The 15,302-nt window shown below is 76.8% G+C and carries 12 protein-coding genes and 1 pseudogene; 3 read left to right on the forward strand and 10 right to left on the reverse strand.

Translation table 11 applies throughout. The features are described from left to right. The first annotated feature begins 2 nt into the window (after positions 1-2). Positions 3-1,670 carry a 5-oxoprolinase subunit B/C family protein gene (locus IEW03_RS13015; RefSeq protein ID WP_188524116.1) on the forward strand — a complete coding sequence of 556 codons (1,668 nt, stop codon included), beginning with the start codon at positions 3-5 and terminating at the stop codon, positions 1,668-1,670. Here the strand turns inward: IEW03_RS13015 and IEW03_RS13020 are convergent. The 6 genes and pseudogenes from IEW03_RS13020 to IEW03_RS13045 form a co-directional block, all read right to left on the reverse strand. Next, entirely contained in the window at positions 1,610-2,311 is a 702-nt protein-coding gene (locus IEW03_RS13020) for a response regulator (protein WP_188524117.1), read from the reverse strand. The two genes, IEW03_RS13015 and IEW03_RS13020, sit on opposite strands and share 61 nt — an antisense overlap. Then, a complete protein-coding gene (locus IEW03_RS13025; RefSeq protein ID WP_188524118.1) occupies positions 2,308-3,729 on the reverse strand; it encodes a sensor histidine kinase in 1,422 nt (473 codons plus the stop codon). Before IEW03_RS13025 ends, IEW03_RS13020 begins: the two co-directional genes overlap by 4 nt. Positions 3,730-3,778: 49 nt before the next feature. Continuing rightward, complete coding sequence (locus IEW03_RS13030; RefSeq protein ID WP_229737978.1) at positions 3,779-4,537, reverse strand: hypothetical protein; 759 nt, start codon at positions 4,535-4,537, stop codon at positions 3,779-3,781. Between the two features lie 79 nt (positions 4,538-4,616). Continuing rightward, entirely contained in the window at positions 4,617-5,441 is an 825-nt protein-coding gene (locus tag IEW03_RS13035; protein WP_188524120.1) for an ABC transporter permease subunit, read from the reverse strand. A gap of 59 nt (positions 5,442-5,500) precedes the next feature. Continuing rightward, positions 5,501-6,157, reverse strand: a pseudogene (locus IEW03_RS13040) (ABC transporter ATP-binding protein); the annotation flags it as partial. Between the two features lie 242 nt (positions 6,158-6,399). Continuing rightward, the gene (locus IEW03_RS13045; RefSeq protein WP_371870626.1) at positions 6,400-7,920 is read right to left on the reverse strand and encodes a dicarboxylate/amino acid:cation symporter; all 1,521 of its coding nucleotides are present in this window, start codon (positions 7,918-7,920) and stop codon (positions 6,400-6,402) included. 421 nt (positions 7,921-8,341) lie between these two features. Between IEW03_RS13045 and IEW03_RS13050 the strand changes: the two genes are divergently transcribed. Then, positions 8,342-9,301 (forward strand): arginase family protein, encoded by a 960-nt coding sequence (locus tag IEW03_RS13050; RefSeq protein WP_229737979.1) that lies wholly within the window; start codon positions 8,342-8,344, stop codon positions 9,299-9,301. On the opposite strand, the gene IEW03_RS13055 is transcribed toward IEW03_RS13050, so the two are convergent. Beyond that, positions 9,298-9,996 carry a TetR/AcrR family transcriptional regulator gene (locus tag IEW03_RS13055; protein WP_188524122.1) on the reverse strand — a complete coding sequence of 233 codons (699 nt, stop codon included), beginning with the start codon at positions 9,994-9,996 and terminating at the stop codon, positions 9,298-9,300. The two genes, IEW03_RS13050 and IEW03_RS13055, sit on opposite strands and share 4 nt — an antisense overlap. A 54-nt stretch (positions 9,997-10,050) precedes the next feature. On the opposite strand from IEW03_RS13055, the gene IEW03_RS13060 reads away from it, so the two are divergent. After that, complete coding sequence (locus IEW03_RS13060) at positions 10,051-10,533, forward strand: hypothetical protein (RefSeq protein WP_188524123.1); 483 nt, start codon at positions 10,051-10,053, stop codon at positions 10,531-10,533. Between the two features lie 37 nt (positions 10,534-10,570). Here IEW03_RS13060 and hutI read toward each other — a convergent pair whose 3' ends face one another. The 3 genes from hutI to hutH are packed head-to-tail and all read right to left on the reverse strand — an operon-like array spanning position 10,571 to position 15,279. Further along, entirely contained in the window at positions 10,571-11,848 is a 1,278-nt protein-coding gene (hutI, locus tag IEW03_RS13065) for an imidazolonepropionase (RefSeq protein ID WP_188524124.1), read from the reverse strand. Positions 11,849-11,858: 10 nt separating this feature from the next. Beyond that, a complete protein-coding gene (gene hutU, locus IEW03_RS13070) occupies positions 11,859-13,583 on the reverse strand; it encodes a urocanate hydratase (RefSeq protein WP_188524125.1) in 1,725 nt (574 codons plus the stop codon). 31 nt (positions 13,584-13,614) lie between these two features. Further along, complete coding sequence (hutH, locus tag IEW03_RS13075) at positions 13,615-15,279, reverse strand: histidine ammonia-lyase (protein WP_188524126.1); 1,665 nt, start codon at positions 15,277-15,279, stop codon at positions 13,615-13,617. Positions 15,280-15,302 lie beyond the last annotated feature (23 nt).

Genomic DNA, 15,302 nt, shown 5'->3' on the forward strand with positions numbered 1-15,302 from the left:
GCGTGCGGATCCTGCCGGCCCGTGACGACGTGCTGCTGGTGGAGGTCGACGACCTCGACCAGGCGCTCGCCCTGCACGGCTCCCTCCGGGCGTCGCCCGTCCCGGGCGTCGGCCGACCGGTGCCGGGGGCGCGCACGCTGCTGGTGCCGTTCGACCCCTGGCGGGTCGGCGCCCGCGACCTGGCGGCCGTGCTCCGGGACCGGGTCGCGACGGCGCGGCAGGCCGCCGGGCAGCCCGGGTCCGGCGCCGCGGGCGGCCGGACCGTCGAGATCCCCACGGTGTACGACGGCGCCGACCTCGCCGACGTCGCCGACCTGCTCGGGTGGAGCGCCGAGGAGGTCGTGCGCCGGCACGCTGCCGCGTCGTGGGTCGTGGGGTTCGTGGGGTTCGCGCCCGGCTTCGCCTACCTGACGAGCGACGACGACGGGCTGGTCGTCCCCCGGCGGGACACGCCGCGCACGCGCGTGCCCGCGGGCTCCGTGGCGCTCGCCGGGCCCTGGTCCGGCGTCTACCCGCGCGAGAGCCCGGGCGGGTGGCAGCTGATCGGGCGGACCGACGTCGTCACCTGGGACGCCGACCGCGACCCGCCCACGCCGTGGGCTCCCGGCGACCGGGTGCGCTTCACGGTCGTGCGGGAGTCCGTCCGTGGACGCTCGGCCGGTGAGGTCGGTGGTTCGGGGCGAGGTCGGCGGTCCGGACCGCCGACCTCGCCCCGGACCACCGATCTCGCCGGCGCAGCCCCGTCCGGCCCGGGGCTCGACGTCGTGACGCCTGGCGCGCAGGCGCTGCTGCAGGACCTCGGGCGGCCGGCGCTCGAGCACCTCGGCGTCTCCGCGTCGGGGGCCGCCGACCCGCGCAGCCTGCGCGCCGCCAACCGGGCCGTGGGCAACCCGCCGGGGGCGGCGGCGGTCGAGGCCGTCGGCGGGCTGCGCCTGCGCGCCCGGGGCCCGGTGGTGCTGGCGCTCGCCGGCGCCGACGCGGGCGCCGTCGTGCATCCCGCGGGCGCCCCGGACGAGGGGCGTGCCGCGCCGTTCGCGCGCCCGTTCCTCCTGGCCGACGGCGACGAGCTGGCGCTCGGCCACCCGGCGCGCGGGTGGCGCACCTACGTCGCGGTGCGCGGCGGCGTCGACGCGCCGCCCGTCCTCGGGTCCCGCGCGACCGACACCCTCGCCGGCCTCGGGCCCGCGGCCCTCGGCCCGGCGACCCGGCTCGCGGCAGGCCCGGGCGGCGCCGCGGACGCCGTGGCGGCGCACGACGTCGGGGCGCCGTCCCCCTCGACGCTGCCCGCGCCCGGCGAGGTCACGACGCTCCCGCTGGTGCTCGGCCCGCACGACGACTGGTTCGACGCCGCCGGCCTCGCGCTGCTGGCGGGCCAGGACTGGGAGGTCACCGCGCGGTCGGACCGCGTCGGGCTGCGGCTGGCGGGGCCCTCCCCGCTCGCGCGCACCCCGGCCGCCCGGGGCCGCGAGCTGCCGAGCGTGGGCTGCGTGACGGGCGCCGTGCAGGTGCCGCCCGACGGGCTGCCGGTGCTGTTCGGCCCCGACCACCCGCTCACGGGCGGGTACCCGGTGGTGGGAGCGGTGGCGTCGGGCCACCTGTGGCTGCTCGGTCAGCTGCCGCCGGGCGCGCTGGTGCGGTTCCGGCCGGGCGCGACCAGCCCGCACTCGTAGGCGACGATCACCGCCTGGACCCGGTCCCGGACCCCGAGCTTGGCCAGGACGTTGCCGACGTGCGTCTTCACCGTCGTCGCGGAGAGGACGAGCCGGTCCGCGATCTCGGCGTTGGACAGCCCGTCCGCCACGCACCGCAGCACGTCGAGCTCGCGCGGGGTGAGCGAGCGCAGCCGGGGGTCGGTCTCGTGCGCGGAGGGGTCGGCGCCGCCCGCGGGCAGGTGCGGGGCGAACAGGTCGAGCATCCGCCGCAGGACGCGCGGCGCGACGACCGAGCGCCCCGTCGCGACCGTGCGGATCGCGTCGACGAGCTCGTCCGGGCGGGCGTTCTTCAGCAGGAAGCCGCTGGCGCCGGCCCGCAGCGCGGCGAACGCGTACTCGTCGACGTCGAACGTGGTCAGCACGAGCACGCGCACCTCCGGGTGCTCGGCGACGATCCGGCGCGTGGCCTCGATGCCGTCCGTCCCCGGCATGCGGATGTCCATGAGCACGACGTCCGGGGCCAGCGCCGCGACCTGCTCGAGCGCGACGGCGCCGTCCGACGCCTCGCCGACGACGTCCAGGTCCGCCTCCGTCTCGATCACCAGCCGGAAGCCCATGCGCAGCAGCGCCTGGTCGTCCACGAGCAGCACCGTCGTCATCGGACCCCGTCCTCGTTCGTGTCGTCGTGCGCGTCGTCGTGCGCGTCGTCGTGCGCGTCGTCCCAGGGCAGGACGACGTGCACCCGCCAGCCTCCGCCGGGCCGGGGGCCGGCGTCGACCCGGCCGCCGAGGAGCGCGGCCCGCTCCCGCATCCCGAGGACGCCCCGCCCGCTGCCGCCGCCGGCCGGCGCCCGGGTGCCGCCCTCGTCGAGCACGTCCACCTCGACCGCCCGGTCGCCCCGGGCCAGCGCGACGTGCACGACCCGGGTGCCGGGGGCGTGCCGCAGCACGTTCGTCAGCCCCTCGGTCACGATCCGCACGAGCGCGAGCCGCAGCGAGGTGTCCGCCGGCAGCGGGGCGTCGAGGCCGGTCGCGGTGACCGGCAGGCCGGCGGCGCGGAAGCGCTCCACGACGCCGGCGAGGTCCGTGCCCGGGAGGTCGGGACGGGGCTCGGGCCCCGCCCCGTCCACGGCACGCCCGGCGTCGGCGGGGTCGAGGGCGCCGAGCACGCGCTGCAGGTCCGACAACGCCTCCCGGCCGGTCCGGGACAGCTCCCGCAGCGCCTCGCGGGACCGCTCGGGCGCGCGGTCGAGCGCCGCCCCGGCGCCGTCGGAGAGCGCCACCATGACGGAGACGCTGTGCGCGACGACGTCGTGCATCTCGCGCGCGATGCGGCCCCGCTCGGCCGCGCGCGCGAGCGCCGCGCTCTGGTCGCGCTCGCGGGCCATCGCCTGGTAGCGCTCGACGATCTCCAGGGCGTACAGCCGGCGGGCCCGCGCCGTCGACCCCGTCGCGACGCCCAGCGCCACGAGCGCGAGCAGGAGCGACGCCGAGAGCGCCCGGCGACCGGCGGAGAAGGGCGGCGCCTCCAGCTGCCGGGCCGGGTCGCCGCCGGTCCCCGGCTCCGGTCCCCACAGCAGGATCTCCGCGAGACCGATCTCCTGCCACCACCACAGCGCGGCCACGACGACCACGGCCGCCGCGGCGGCGGCGACCCAGGTGGTGCGTGCCGGCCGGGTGGCCGCGACGGTGTACAGCGCGCAGGCGAGGCACAGCCCGAGGACGCCGAGCACGCCCGCGACGCCCAGCGAGGCGACGGCCACGACGGTGAGGGCCGCGGTGACGCCGAGCGGCCACCGACGACGGACGGCGAGCAGCGCCGCCCCCAGGACGGCTCCGGCGAGCCACGCCGTCGGGACGGTCCACGCGACCGCCGCGCCCGGCCGGTACATCCCCAGGGCGGTGGTCCCCAGCACGGTCTGCACCGCCACGACGGCGGTGACGAGCCCGACCAGCAGCACCGCCGTGACGAGGGCGGCGTCAGCGATTCGCGGATGGGCGGCGACCAGGCCTCCCAGCGGCCCCTGCCGCTGCACCTGTCCCGGGGTGAGGGGGTCGGCCGCGCGGAGGGTCGTCACGGGCCCACTCTCCCATCGCTCGTCATGCCCGTCGCGATCCCGTGACCGCTCACGTGACGTCGCCACGGCGCAGGCGGTACGCGGCCACGGCGAGCACTCCGGCGACCCAGGCCCCGAGGACGAGCCCGCCGCCCCACGCCCCGAGGTGCGGGCCGAGGCTCGCCGCGTCCAGGGCCGCGAGCCCGGCGTCGTCGAGGAGCAGCCGCGTCCCGGCGCCGGGCAGCAGGGCGCGGGCGGTGTCGGCCGCCTGTCCCGGGTTCGTCGCGAGCAGGTGGTCGACGACGACCAGCAGGAGCGTCGCGCTCACGAGCGCCGCCGCCGGCCGCCGCAGCAGCGCACCGAGGCCGAGCCCGAGGAGCGCCACGCCCGTCAGGTCGAGCACGAACCCGGCCAGGACGCGGACGGTCTCGCCGTCCGCGAGGTCGAGCGCCGTCCCCGCGGTGGCCCGTGTGCCGGCCGTGACCAGCGCCGACGCGGCGACCGCCGCGACCGCGGCGGCGAGGGTGACGACGGTCGTCACGACGCCCTGCGCCACGAGCACCGGCAGCCGCCGGGGCACGGCGGTGTACGTCGTCGTCGCGGTGCCGGCGCTGTGCTCGCCGGCGCCCACCAGCGCGCCCAGCGTCAGGGGGCCGAGCTGGGCGAGCAGGTGGCCGGCGACCACGAGCGAGGCGGCGGTCCGGCCGTCCCCCGACCGCGCGAACAGCCCCAGCACCCACGCGAGCGCCGCCGTCGTGCCGACCGTGCCCACGACGACCCACCAGGTCGAGCGCAGGCCGGCGAGCTTGGTCCACTCCGCGGCGACCACGCGCCCGAGCGTGACACCGGTGCGCCCGGGCGCCCGCGGCGTCGTCGAGGCGTTCCCCGGGACGGTCGTCGGCCCCACCTCAGGTCAGGTCCCTGCCGCGCAGGCGGGCCGCGGCCGCGGCCAGCGGGACGAGCACCCACGCGGCGAGCACGAGCCCGCCGCCCCACGGGCCGAGGTCGGGCGCGCCCTCGACGCCGCCGGCCCCGGGCGGCGTCGCGAGGAGCGCCCCCGCCCCGCTGGGCAGGAGCGTGACGAGGGTGTTCACCGCGCTCTGCAGCGCGGCGGGGTCGCCCGCGGGCGCGGTCGTGGGGCCGGCCGCGACGTCGGTCGCGAGCATGAGCGCGATCGGCAGCACCAGGGCGACGGCGAGCACGGCCACGAAGGCCGGCGTCGGGCGGCGCAGCAGCGCCCCGACCGCGAGGCCGAACAGCGCCAGCCCGACCAGGAAGGCCACCATGCCCGCGAGGACCTGCGGCGTCCCGTGGGTCGTCAGCTCGAGGGGGATCCCCCGCGAGCGGGCGGCGGGCAGCAGGCCGGCCACCGCGGCACCGACCGCCAGGACGGCGGTGGCCAGGGCCGCCGCGGCCGTGACGACGGTCTGGCCCGCGAGGACGGGCAGCCGGCGCGGGACCGCGGTGAACGTCGCGCGGAACGTGCCGCTGCTGAACTCCCCCGTCCCGACGAGCACCCCCAGGACCAGCGGCCCCACCTGGGCGAGCGAGAGACCCGCGGTGAGCGAGTCGAGCGGGTCGAAGCCGGGGTCGACGGACGACGCGTTCGCGGCCGCGAACGTCAGGAGCCCGGACACCAGCACGGTGGCGACGGCGACCAGGGCCGGGCCCCGGAGGCCGGCGAGCTTGGTCCACTCGGCCGCGACCACGCGCGGCAGGGTCGGCGCCGTCATCGGGCACCGCCCCGGTACTGCACGGCGCCGGCGGTGAGCTGCAGGTAGGCGTCCTCGAGGGAGCCGCCGTCCTCGAGCTCGGCCACGGTCGCGTCCGCGAGCAGCCGGCCCCGGCCGATGACGACCACCCGGTCGGCGCACAGCGCGAGCTCGTGCATGAGGTGCGACGACAGCAGGACGGTGCGCCCCTCGGCGGCCAGCTCGCGCACGAGGCCGCGCACCCACAGCACGCCGTCCGGGTCGAGCCCGTTGACCGGCTCGTCGAGGATCAGCGTCCCCGGGTCGCCGAGCAGCGCGCCGGCGATCCCGAGCCGCTGGCCCATCCCGAGCGAGAACGTGCCCGCGCGGCGGTGCGCGACGGTCTCCAGCCCCGTCGTCGCGATCACCTCGTCGACGCGGGACCGGGGGATGCCGTGGGTGCGCGCCAGGCCCAGCAGGTGGCGGAACGCGGTCCGCCCCGGGTGTGCCGAGCGGGCGTCGAGCATGACGCCGACGTCGTGGAGCGGCGCGGCCAGCTCGGCGTACGGGCGGCCGTCGACGGTCGCCGTGCCCGACGTGGGGCGCTCCAGGCCCACGATCAGGCGCATCGTCGTCGACTTGCCCGCACCGTTCGGCCCGAGGAACCCCGTCACCGTCCCGGGCGGCGCCGTGAACGTCAGCCCGTCCACGGCCGTGGTGCGCCCGTAGCGCTTGGTCAGCGCCGTCACCTCGATCATCTGTCCTCCTGTCGGCGGCGGGCGGCGTCCGTCGGCGTCGCGCCGCCCGTCGTGACCGACGCTAGGGAGGCGGCCGGGGGTGCCGGCACCTGCGCACGGCCGAGATCCGCGGCCCGCCGCCTCGTCCTCGAGGAGGAGGTCCGTCCGCACCAGGGGGCGGTCACGGCACGACGAAGGCCTGGCGGGCAGGTGCCCACCAGGCCTTCGTCGTCGCCGACATGACGTCCGGCGTCGCGCGTCCGTCAGGCGCGCGTGGTGGCCTCCGCCAGCTCGCGGTCGTCCTTGGACCCGCCGTCCGACGCGGCGTCGGACGCGTCGTCGGACGCGGCGGCGTCGGCCTGCTCGGCCGCGGCGTCGTCCGCCTCCGGCTCGTCGTCGTCGAACAGGTTCTCCGACGACGCGGCGCGGTACTGCTCGAGGTCGAGGATGCCCTCGCGCTTGGCGACGACGGTCGGCACGAGCGTCTGGCCGGCGACGTTCACGGCGGTGCGGCCCATGTCGAGGATCGGGTCCACGGCGAGCAGCAGGCCGACGCCGGCGAGCGGCAGGCCCAGGGTCGACAGCGTCAGCGTGAGCATGACCATGGCCCCGGTGAGCCCGGCGGTCGCGGCGGAGCCCACCACGGACACGAACGCGATCAGCAGGTAGTCGGTGATCGACAGGTCGACGCCGAAGATCTGCGCCACGAAGATCGCGGAGATCGCCGGGTAGATCGAGGCGCAGCCGTCCATCTTGGTCGTCGCGGCCAGCGGCACGGCGAACGACGCGTACTCGCTCGGGACGCCCAGGTTCCGCTCGGTCACGCGCTGCGTCACCGGCAGGGTGCCGATCGAGGAGCGGGAGACGAACGCCAGCTGGATGGCCGGCCAGGCACCCCGGAACCAGGCCATGACGCCCAGCCCGTTGGAGCGCAGCACCACCGGGTAGACGACGAACAGCACCAGCGCGAGGCCCACGTAGATCGCCAGCGAGAACGACGCGAGCGAGCGCAGCGACTCCCAGCCGTACGTCGCGACGGCGTTGCCGATGAGGCCCATCGTGCCCAGCGGCGCGAGGCGGATGATCCACCACAGCACCTTCTGCACGATGGCGAGGGCGGAGCGGTTGAAGGCGAGGAACGGGTCGGCCTTGGCGCCGGACTTGAGCGCCGCGATGCCGATGACGAGCGCGACCACGAGGATCTGCAGCACGTTGAAGCTGATCCCGGTCTCGGCGCTCAGCGCGCCGTCGGCGCCCGCCTCCACGGAGGTGTCGGCACCGAGGCCGAGCACGTTCGTGGGGATGAGCCCGTTGAGGAAGTCCATCCACGTGCCCGTGCTGGACGGCTCGGCCGCCTCCGCCGTGGTCAGGGTCGTGTTGTGACCGGGCTGGAAGACCAGGCCCAGGCCGATGCCGATCGCCACCGCGACGGCGGCCGTGATCGCGAACCAGAGCAGCGTCTGGCCGGCGAGGCGGGCCGCGTTGGTGACGGTGCGCAGGTTGGCGATCGACGCGACGATCGCCGTGAAGATCAGCGGCGGCACGATCGCCTTGAGCAGGGTGACGAACGACGAGCCGATGGTGTCGAGGGTCGTCGTCAGTCCGTTGGGGACCGGGTCGGAGCCGTCCGTGCCGGGCGACTGCGGGCCCATGGACAGGGCCAGCCAGCCGAGCAGCACGCCGAGCACGAGGCCCAGGATGATCTGGACCGAGAAGGACGGGAAGCGCAGACCCTTGCGGGCGCGGGGCTGCGCTCCGGGGATCTTGGTCGTAGCGGAGGACACGGAGGGACCTTTCGCCTCGGGCGCCGGGCGGCAGGGAACCGGTCGGCGTCGTGGGGGACGTGGCGGCGCGGGGCGCGGCCGACGTCAGGACGGAGGGTGCACGGGAGGTGCGGGGCGCGTGGCAGCGCCGGGGGGTGCCGGGCCGTCGGCGTCGACGGCGGTCAGCGCAGGGTCAGCGACACAGCGCGCTGGCGACGCGACGGAAGTCGACATCCAGGCGCGCGGTGAGGAGCTTCCTCACGGGAACGCTGACAGCCACAGGTGCTCCAGGCAAGATCGAGGATCGGGGGCCGATCACGCGGTCGAATGATCGACATGATCGAAGGTAGGTATCGAACCCACGAATACGGGACGATAGCAGGGACGCGGCGCGCCGCCCAAGGGGTGTGAGCCGAGTCATGCGCGTCGTACCGTCGGCAACGTGACCGACGCCCCCCTCTCCCGCGACCCCCTCTGGCCACGCGCGGGCGGTTGGCCTGCGACGACGCCCGACGGGTCGCGCGCCGACCTCGCGATGCTGGGCGTCCCCGCCTGGCGCACCTCGCTGTCGCCCACCGGCGCGCACGCCACGCCCGCCGCGGTGCGCGACGCGCTGCGCCGCTACAGCCCCGCGCTGATCGACGGGCCGGGCACGGCGGCCGACGCCGGGCCGGTCGACCTGTGCGAGCTCGACGTCGTCGACCTGGGCGACGTCGACGAGCCGGACGGCCCGGACGGCGAGGCGCGGACCCGCGCCGCCGTCACGTCGGCACTGGCGCAGGCGCGGGCGCTCGTCGCGCTCGGCGGCGACAACTCGCTCACCGTGGCGACCGCGCTCGGCGCCTGGGGCGACGACCTCGCCACCGCGGGCCTGGTCACCCTCGACGCCCACTACGACCTGCGCGACGGCGTCTCCAACGGTTCGCCCGTGCGGCGCCTGGTCGAGGCGGGCCTGGACCCGACGCGGATCGTGCAGGTCGGCATCGCCGACTTCGCCAACTCGGCCGGGTACGCGCAGCGTGCCGCCGACCTCGGCATCACGGTCGTGACCCTCGACGACCTGCGCCGACGCGGTCCCGGGGCGCTGGCCGACGTCGCCCGCGAGGCGCTCGAGGTCGCCGGCGCCGCGGGCGGGCCGGTGCACCTGGACGTCGACGTCGACGTGTGCGACCGCTCCGTCGCGCCCGGCTGCCCGGCGAGCGTGCCGGGCGGGCTCGCCGCGTGGGAGCTGCGCGCCCTCGTCCGCGAGGTGTCGCGCGACGAGCGCGTGCGCTCGGTCGACGTCGCCGAGGTGGACGCGACCGCGGACGCCCCCGACGGGCGCACGGTGCGCCTGGCCGCGCTGTGCGTGCTGGAGGTCCTCGCCGGCCTGGCGCTGCGGCGGGCGCCGGCTGCGGTCTAGCGGCCCGTCGACCGCCCGGCCGGCTGCGGCTCCGCGGCGGGCGACGAACCCGTCGCGAGGCCGCGGATCAGCGCCTCGAGAGAGACCTCGAAGACGCTCCGGCGCTCACGGCCGGGCGCCTCGCCGACCGCCTGCTGCAGCAGCGGGAGCCCGTCCAGGTCCGCCGCGTCCAGGCGTCCGACCCGGTCGGCGGTCGTGTCGTCGCCGGCGGCGACCTCCATGCCCACCTGGCCGAGCACCAGGCCGATCACCGCGTAGACCATCTCGAGCGCCCGCGCTGGCCCGAGCTCGGACGGCTGCATCGCCTCGAGCGCGCGCTCCATGCCCCGCAGCGTCGCCGGCGTGATGCCCGGCCGGGTGGCGACGACCGGCACGAGCCGGGGGTGGGCGAGGAGCTGGGCGCGGAACCCGTGGGCGACGGCCCGCAGCGTGCCCTGCCAGTCCCCCGCGTCGGGCAGGTCCGGCAGGACGCCGTCGAGCAGGCGCTCCACGAGGCCGTCGAGCAGCTGGTCCTTGGTGCCGACGTGGTGCTGGACCGTCATCGCCTCGACCCCGACGGCCGCGCCCAGCCGCCGCATGGACAGCGCCGCGAGGCCGTCCCGGTCGACGAGCTCGGTCGCCGCGTCGAGCAGCGCGGCCCGGGTCACTCCCGCGTGCCGTCCCTGGGGACGCCGCGGCGTCGCTTGACTTCTCATACGACGTAAGTCTAGCGTCGCCGAGTCTCATACGGTGTATGACAAGGAGTCCTGATGAGCAACCGCACGCAGACCGACCGCACGCAGCGCACCAGGGCCGTCCCGACGGCCCTGTGGATCGGAGCCGGGCTCACCCTGTTCTGCGCCCTGGCGCCGCTTCTCGACCTGGCGCTCACCGGAGCGATATCGGCGCACGTCCGCGCGGCCTACCCCGCCTGGGACGCCGCCACCGTCTCGACCGAGGCCACGGCGATCACCGCCTGGCTGGTGGGCACGGCCGTGCTCGGCCTCGTCGGCTGGGGCGTGACCATCCGGGCCACGGCCAAGGGCCGCCGCTGGGCGCGCCCGACCGCCGCCGCCCTGCTGGTGGCAGGGCTCGTCGTCGCCGCGACGAACCTCAGCCTGGGCGGCGAGGCCTACGACGTCATCGTCCCGACCGCGTTCGGGTTGCTGACGCTGCTGCCCACCGTCGCCGGGTTGGTCGCCGTGCTCACGATGGGCGGGGCGTCCCGGGCGGCCGCCCCCGTCGGGGCCTGACGACCCAGACCCGACCCAGACCCGATCTCGACCTGACCTAGACCTGCCGCCCGCCCTGCCACACCGCGTGCACCAGCGGGACACCGGGGCGGTACGCCAGATGGGTGCGGCTGGGGGCGTCGAGCACGACGGCGTCGGCGCGGGCGCCCGGCGCGAGGTGCCCGACGTCGTCGCGCCGCAGCGCCCGCGCGCCGCCCGCCGTCGCGGCCCACACGGCCTCGGGCACGGTCATGCCCATCTCCCGCACGGCGAGCGCCACCATGAGCGGCATCGAGCTCGTGTACGACGAGCCGGGGTTGCAGTCGCTCGCCAGCGCGACGACGGCGCCCGCGTCGAGCAGCCGCCGCGCGTCGGGGTACGGCTGCCGGGTGGAGAACTCGACGCCGGGCAGCAAGGTCGCGACGGTCCCGTGAGCGGCGGGGCCGGACGAGCCGCCCGACGCGCCGCCCGACGACCACGAGCCCGCGAGCGCCGCGACGTCGTCGTCGGACAGGTACGTGCAGTGGTCGACGGCGGCGGCGCCGAGGTCGACGGCGAGCCGCACGCCCTCCCCCGGGCCGAGCTGGTTGGCGTGCACCCGCACGCCGAGGCCGGCGGCGGCGCCTGCCTCCAGCACCCGCCGCGACTGCTCGGGGGTGAACGCACCGGTCTCGCAGAACACGTCGATCCACCGCGCGTGCGGGGCGCACGCGGCGAGCATGTCGCCGACCACGAGGTCGACGTACGCATCCGGGTCGTCCGCGCACTCCGGCGGCACCACGTGCGCTCCGAGGAACGTCACCTCGTCGGTGACCTCCGCGGCGAGGCGCACCGCGCGTTCCTCGTCGGCCACGGACAGGCCGTACCCGCTCTTGACCTCGAGCGTCGTGGTGCCCTGCGCGAGCGCCTCGTCGACGTGCTTGCGCAGGTTCGCGCGCAGCGCGTCGTCGGACGCCGCCCGCGTCGCGGCGACGGTGGTGCGGATGCCGCCCGCCGCGTACGGGCGCCCGGCCATGCGCGCCTCGAACTCGGCCGTCCGGTCGCCGTCGAACACGAGGTGGGTGTGGGAGTCGACGAACCCGGGCAGCACGGCGCGCCCCTCGACCGCGACCACACGGTCCGGCGCCCGCCCGAGCGCCTGCTCCACGCCGTCGGCGCACGCGCTCTCCGTGCCCACCCATGCCACCCGTCCGCCGTCCAGCAGCAGCGCGGCGTCGCGGACGAGGCCGGTCGGGTCGTCGGCCGGATCGACGCCGACCACCTCGGGGGCGTTGGTCGTGAGCTCGCCGATGCCCAGGATCAGGGTCGCCGGGTGTGCGCCCCCGGGATGCTCCACCTCGCGCACGTCACGCCTCCCGGTCGAGGGCTCTGGCCGGCTCGTCGGGGTCGGGGCCGCCCGCCTCCAGCATGGGCACGCGCAGCCCGCCGCGCTCGGCGGCGCGGGCGGCGTCGTCGTACCCGGCGTCCACGTGCCGCAGGACGCCGAGGCCCGGGTCGTTGGACAGCACGCGTGCGAGCTTCCGCGCCGCCAGGTCGGTGCCGTCCGCGACCGACACCTGCCCCGCGTGGATGGACCGCCCCATCCCCACGCCGCCGCCGTGGTGCAGCGACACCCACGTGGCGCCGGACGACGCGGCGGTGAGCGCGTTGAGCAGCGGCCAGTCGGCGATGGCGTCGGAGCCGTCGGCCATGCCCTCCGTCTCCCGGTACGGGGAGGCGACGGACCCGGCGTCGAGGTGGTCGCGCCCGATGACGACGGGCGCGCTCACGTCGCCGGAGGCCACGAGGTCGTTGAACGCCAGCCCGGCGCGGTCGCGCTCCCCGTGCCCGAGCCAGCAGATGCGCGCGGGCAGGCCCTGGAACGCCACGCGCTCCTGCGCGGCACGGATCCAGCGGTGCAGGTGGTCGTTCTCCGGGAACAGGTCGAGCACGGCCTTGTCCGTGGCGGCGATGTCGCGCGGGTCGCCGGACAGCGCCGCCCAGCGGAACGGCCCCTTCCCCTGCGCGAACAGCGGCCGGATGTAGGCCGGCACGAAGCCGGGGAAGTCGAAGGCGCGGTCGAAGCCGCCGCGGCGCGCCTCGTCGCGGATGGAGTTGCCGTAGTCGAACACCTCGGCACCGGCGTCCATGAACCCGACCATGGCCTCGACGTGCCGGGCCATCGACTCGCGCGCCCGGTCGGTGAACTCCTCCGGCTTGGCGGCGGCGTAGTCGTGCCACTCGTCGACGCCGACGCCGAGCGGCAGGTACGACAGCGGGTCGTGCGCCGACGTCTGGTCGGTGACGACGTCGACCGCGACGCCGCGCTTGAGGAGCTCCGGCACGACGTGCGCGCTGTTGCCCGCCACGCCGACGGACAGCGCGCGCTTCTCGGTGCGCGCGGCCTCGACGCGGCGGACGGCGTCGTCGAGGTCGTCCGCGACCTCGTCGAGGTAGCGCTCGCGCACGCGGCGCTCCAGGCGGGAGCGGTCGACGTCGACCACCAGACACACCCCGCCGTTGAGCGTCACCGCCAGCGGCTGCGCGCCGCCCATGCCGCCGCAGCCGCCGGTGAGCGTGAGGGTCCCGGCGAGCGTGCCCCCGAACCGCTTCGCCGCGACGGCGGCGAGCGTCTCGTACGTGCCCTGCAGGATGCCCTGCGCGCCGATGTAGATCCACGACCCGGCCGTCATCTGCCCGTACATGGTGAGGCCCTGGGCCTCGAGCTTCCGGAACTCCGGCCACGTGGCCCAGTCGCCCACGAGGTTGCTGTTGGCGATCAGCACCCGCGGCGCCCACTCGTGCGTGCGCAGCACGCCGACGGGCTTGCCGGACTGGACGAGCAGCGTCTCGTCGTCGGCCAGCGTCGTGAGCGTGCGGACGATGGTGTGGAAGCACGGCCAGTCGCGCGCCGCGCGGCCCGTGCCGCCGTAGACGACCAGGTCGTCGGGGCGCTCCGCCACCTCCGGGTCGAGGTTGTTCATCAGCATGCGCAGCGGTGCCTCGGTCTGCCAGCTGCGGGCGGTGAGAGTCGTGCCCCGCGGGGCGCGGACCGGGACGGGGGTGCCGCGGTCGTAGGCGGTGTGGGACATCGTCGTCTCCTTCGGCGAGGTCAGGTCGGTGTCAGCGGAGCGGCCCGACGGCGCCGCTCGCGGCGGCGGCCACGCCGCCGTCGGCAACGAGCCGGGTCACGGCGTCGATCTCGGGGGCGAGGAAGCGGTCCGGGCCGGGGCCGGGGACGGCCGTGCGCAGCAGGTCGTGGACGGCGCCGGTGCCGGCGGCGGGCGTCAGGCCGGACTCGGGGGTGCAGCGCAGGTCGAGGGCGCGGGCGGCGGTCATGAGCTCGACGGCGAGCACGCGGCCCAGGCCGTCGACGGCGCGGCGCAGCTTGCGGGCGCCGGCCCAGCCCATGGACACGTGGTCCTCCTGCATGGCCGACGACGGGATGGAGTCGACGCTCGCCGGAGCGGCGAGGCGCTTGAGCTCGCTCACGATCCCCGCAGCCGTGTACTGCGCGATCATCAGGCCGGAGTCGACGCCCGGGTCGTCGGCGAGGAACGCCGGCAGCCCCTCGTTGCGTGCGACGTCGAGGAACCGGTCGGTGCGCCGCTCGCTCATGCTCGCGACGTCGGCCACCGCCACGGCGAGGAAGTCCAGCACGTACGCGACCGGGGCGCCGTGGAAGTTGCCGTTGGACTCGACCCGCCCGTCCACGGTGACGACGGGGTTGTCGATGGCGGAGGCGAGCTCGCGGCCCGCGACGGTCTCGGCGTGGTCCAGGGTGTCGCGGGCCGCGCCGTGCACCTGCGGCGCGCAGCGCAGCGAGTACGCGTCCTGCACGCGGGTGCACTCGGGGCGGCCCTCGGCGTCGAAGGTGCGGTGGCTCGCCACGACCGGCGAGCCGGCCAGCAGCGCGCGCAGGTTCGCGGCCGACGCCGCCTGGCCCGGGTGCGGGCGCATGCCCACCAGGTCCTCGGCGAACGGCGCGTCCGAGCCGAGCAGCGCCTCGACGCTCGACGCCGCCGCGACGTCCGCCGTCGTGAGCAGGCGGTGCAGGTCGTCGAGGGCGAGGCACAGCATGCCGAGCATGCCGTCCGTGCCGTTGATGAGGGCGAGGCCCTCCTTCTCGCGCAGCTTCAGCGGCGCGATGCCCGCGGCCGCGAGCGCCTCGGCGGCGTCGACACGCTCGCCGTCTTCCTCCGGGCCGGTCGAGACCCGCACCGGGCCCTCGCCGAGCGCGGCGAGCGCCACGTGGGCGAGCGGCGCGAGGTCGCCCGAGCAGCCGAGCGAGCCGTACTCGTGCACGACGGGCGTGATGCCGGCGTTGAGCATCGCGGCGTACGTCTCGGCGACGACGGGGCGCGCGCCCGTGCGGCCGGTGGCGAGTGTCGCGAGGCGGAGGAGCTGCAGGGCGCGGACGACCTCGCGCTCCACCTCCGGGCCGCTGCCCGCGGCGTGCGAGCGCACCAGGCCGAGCTGCAGCTGCGCCCGCTTGTCGACGGGGATGTGGCGGCGAGCCAGGGCGCCGAAGCCGGTGGAGACGCCGTAGTGCGGGCGGTCGTCGTCGGCCAGGTCCTCGACGACGGCGCGGCTCGCCGCCATCGACTCCAGCGCGCGGTCGGTGAGGCGCACCGCGGCGCCGTGCCGGGCGACGGCGACGACGTCCGCGACGGACAGCGGGTCGCCGGTGATCTCGACGGTGGTCGTGGCGGCGCTCGTGGCGCTCGTGGCGGTGCGGCCGGCCACGGGGGTGGTGCGGTCGGCGGGGTGCTGCAGCGTGTCGGCCATACGGACAGCACACACCGTCGTCG

Origin of the sequence: Isoptericola cucumis, from assembly GCF_014635665.1 — a bacterium.
GTDB classification, from domain to species: domain Bacteria; phylum Actinomycetota; class Actinomycetes; order Actinomycetales; family Cellulomonadaceae; genus Isoptericola; species Isoptericola cucumis.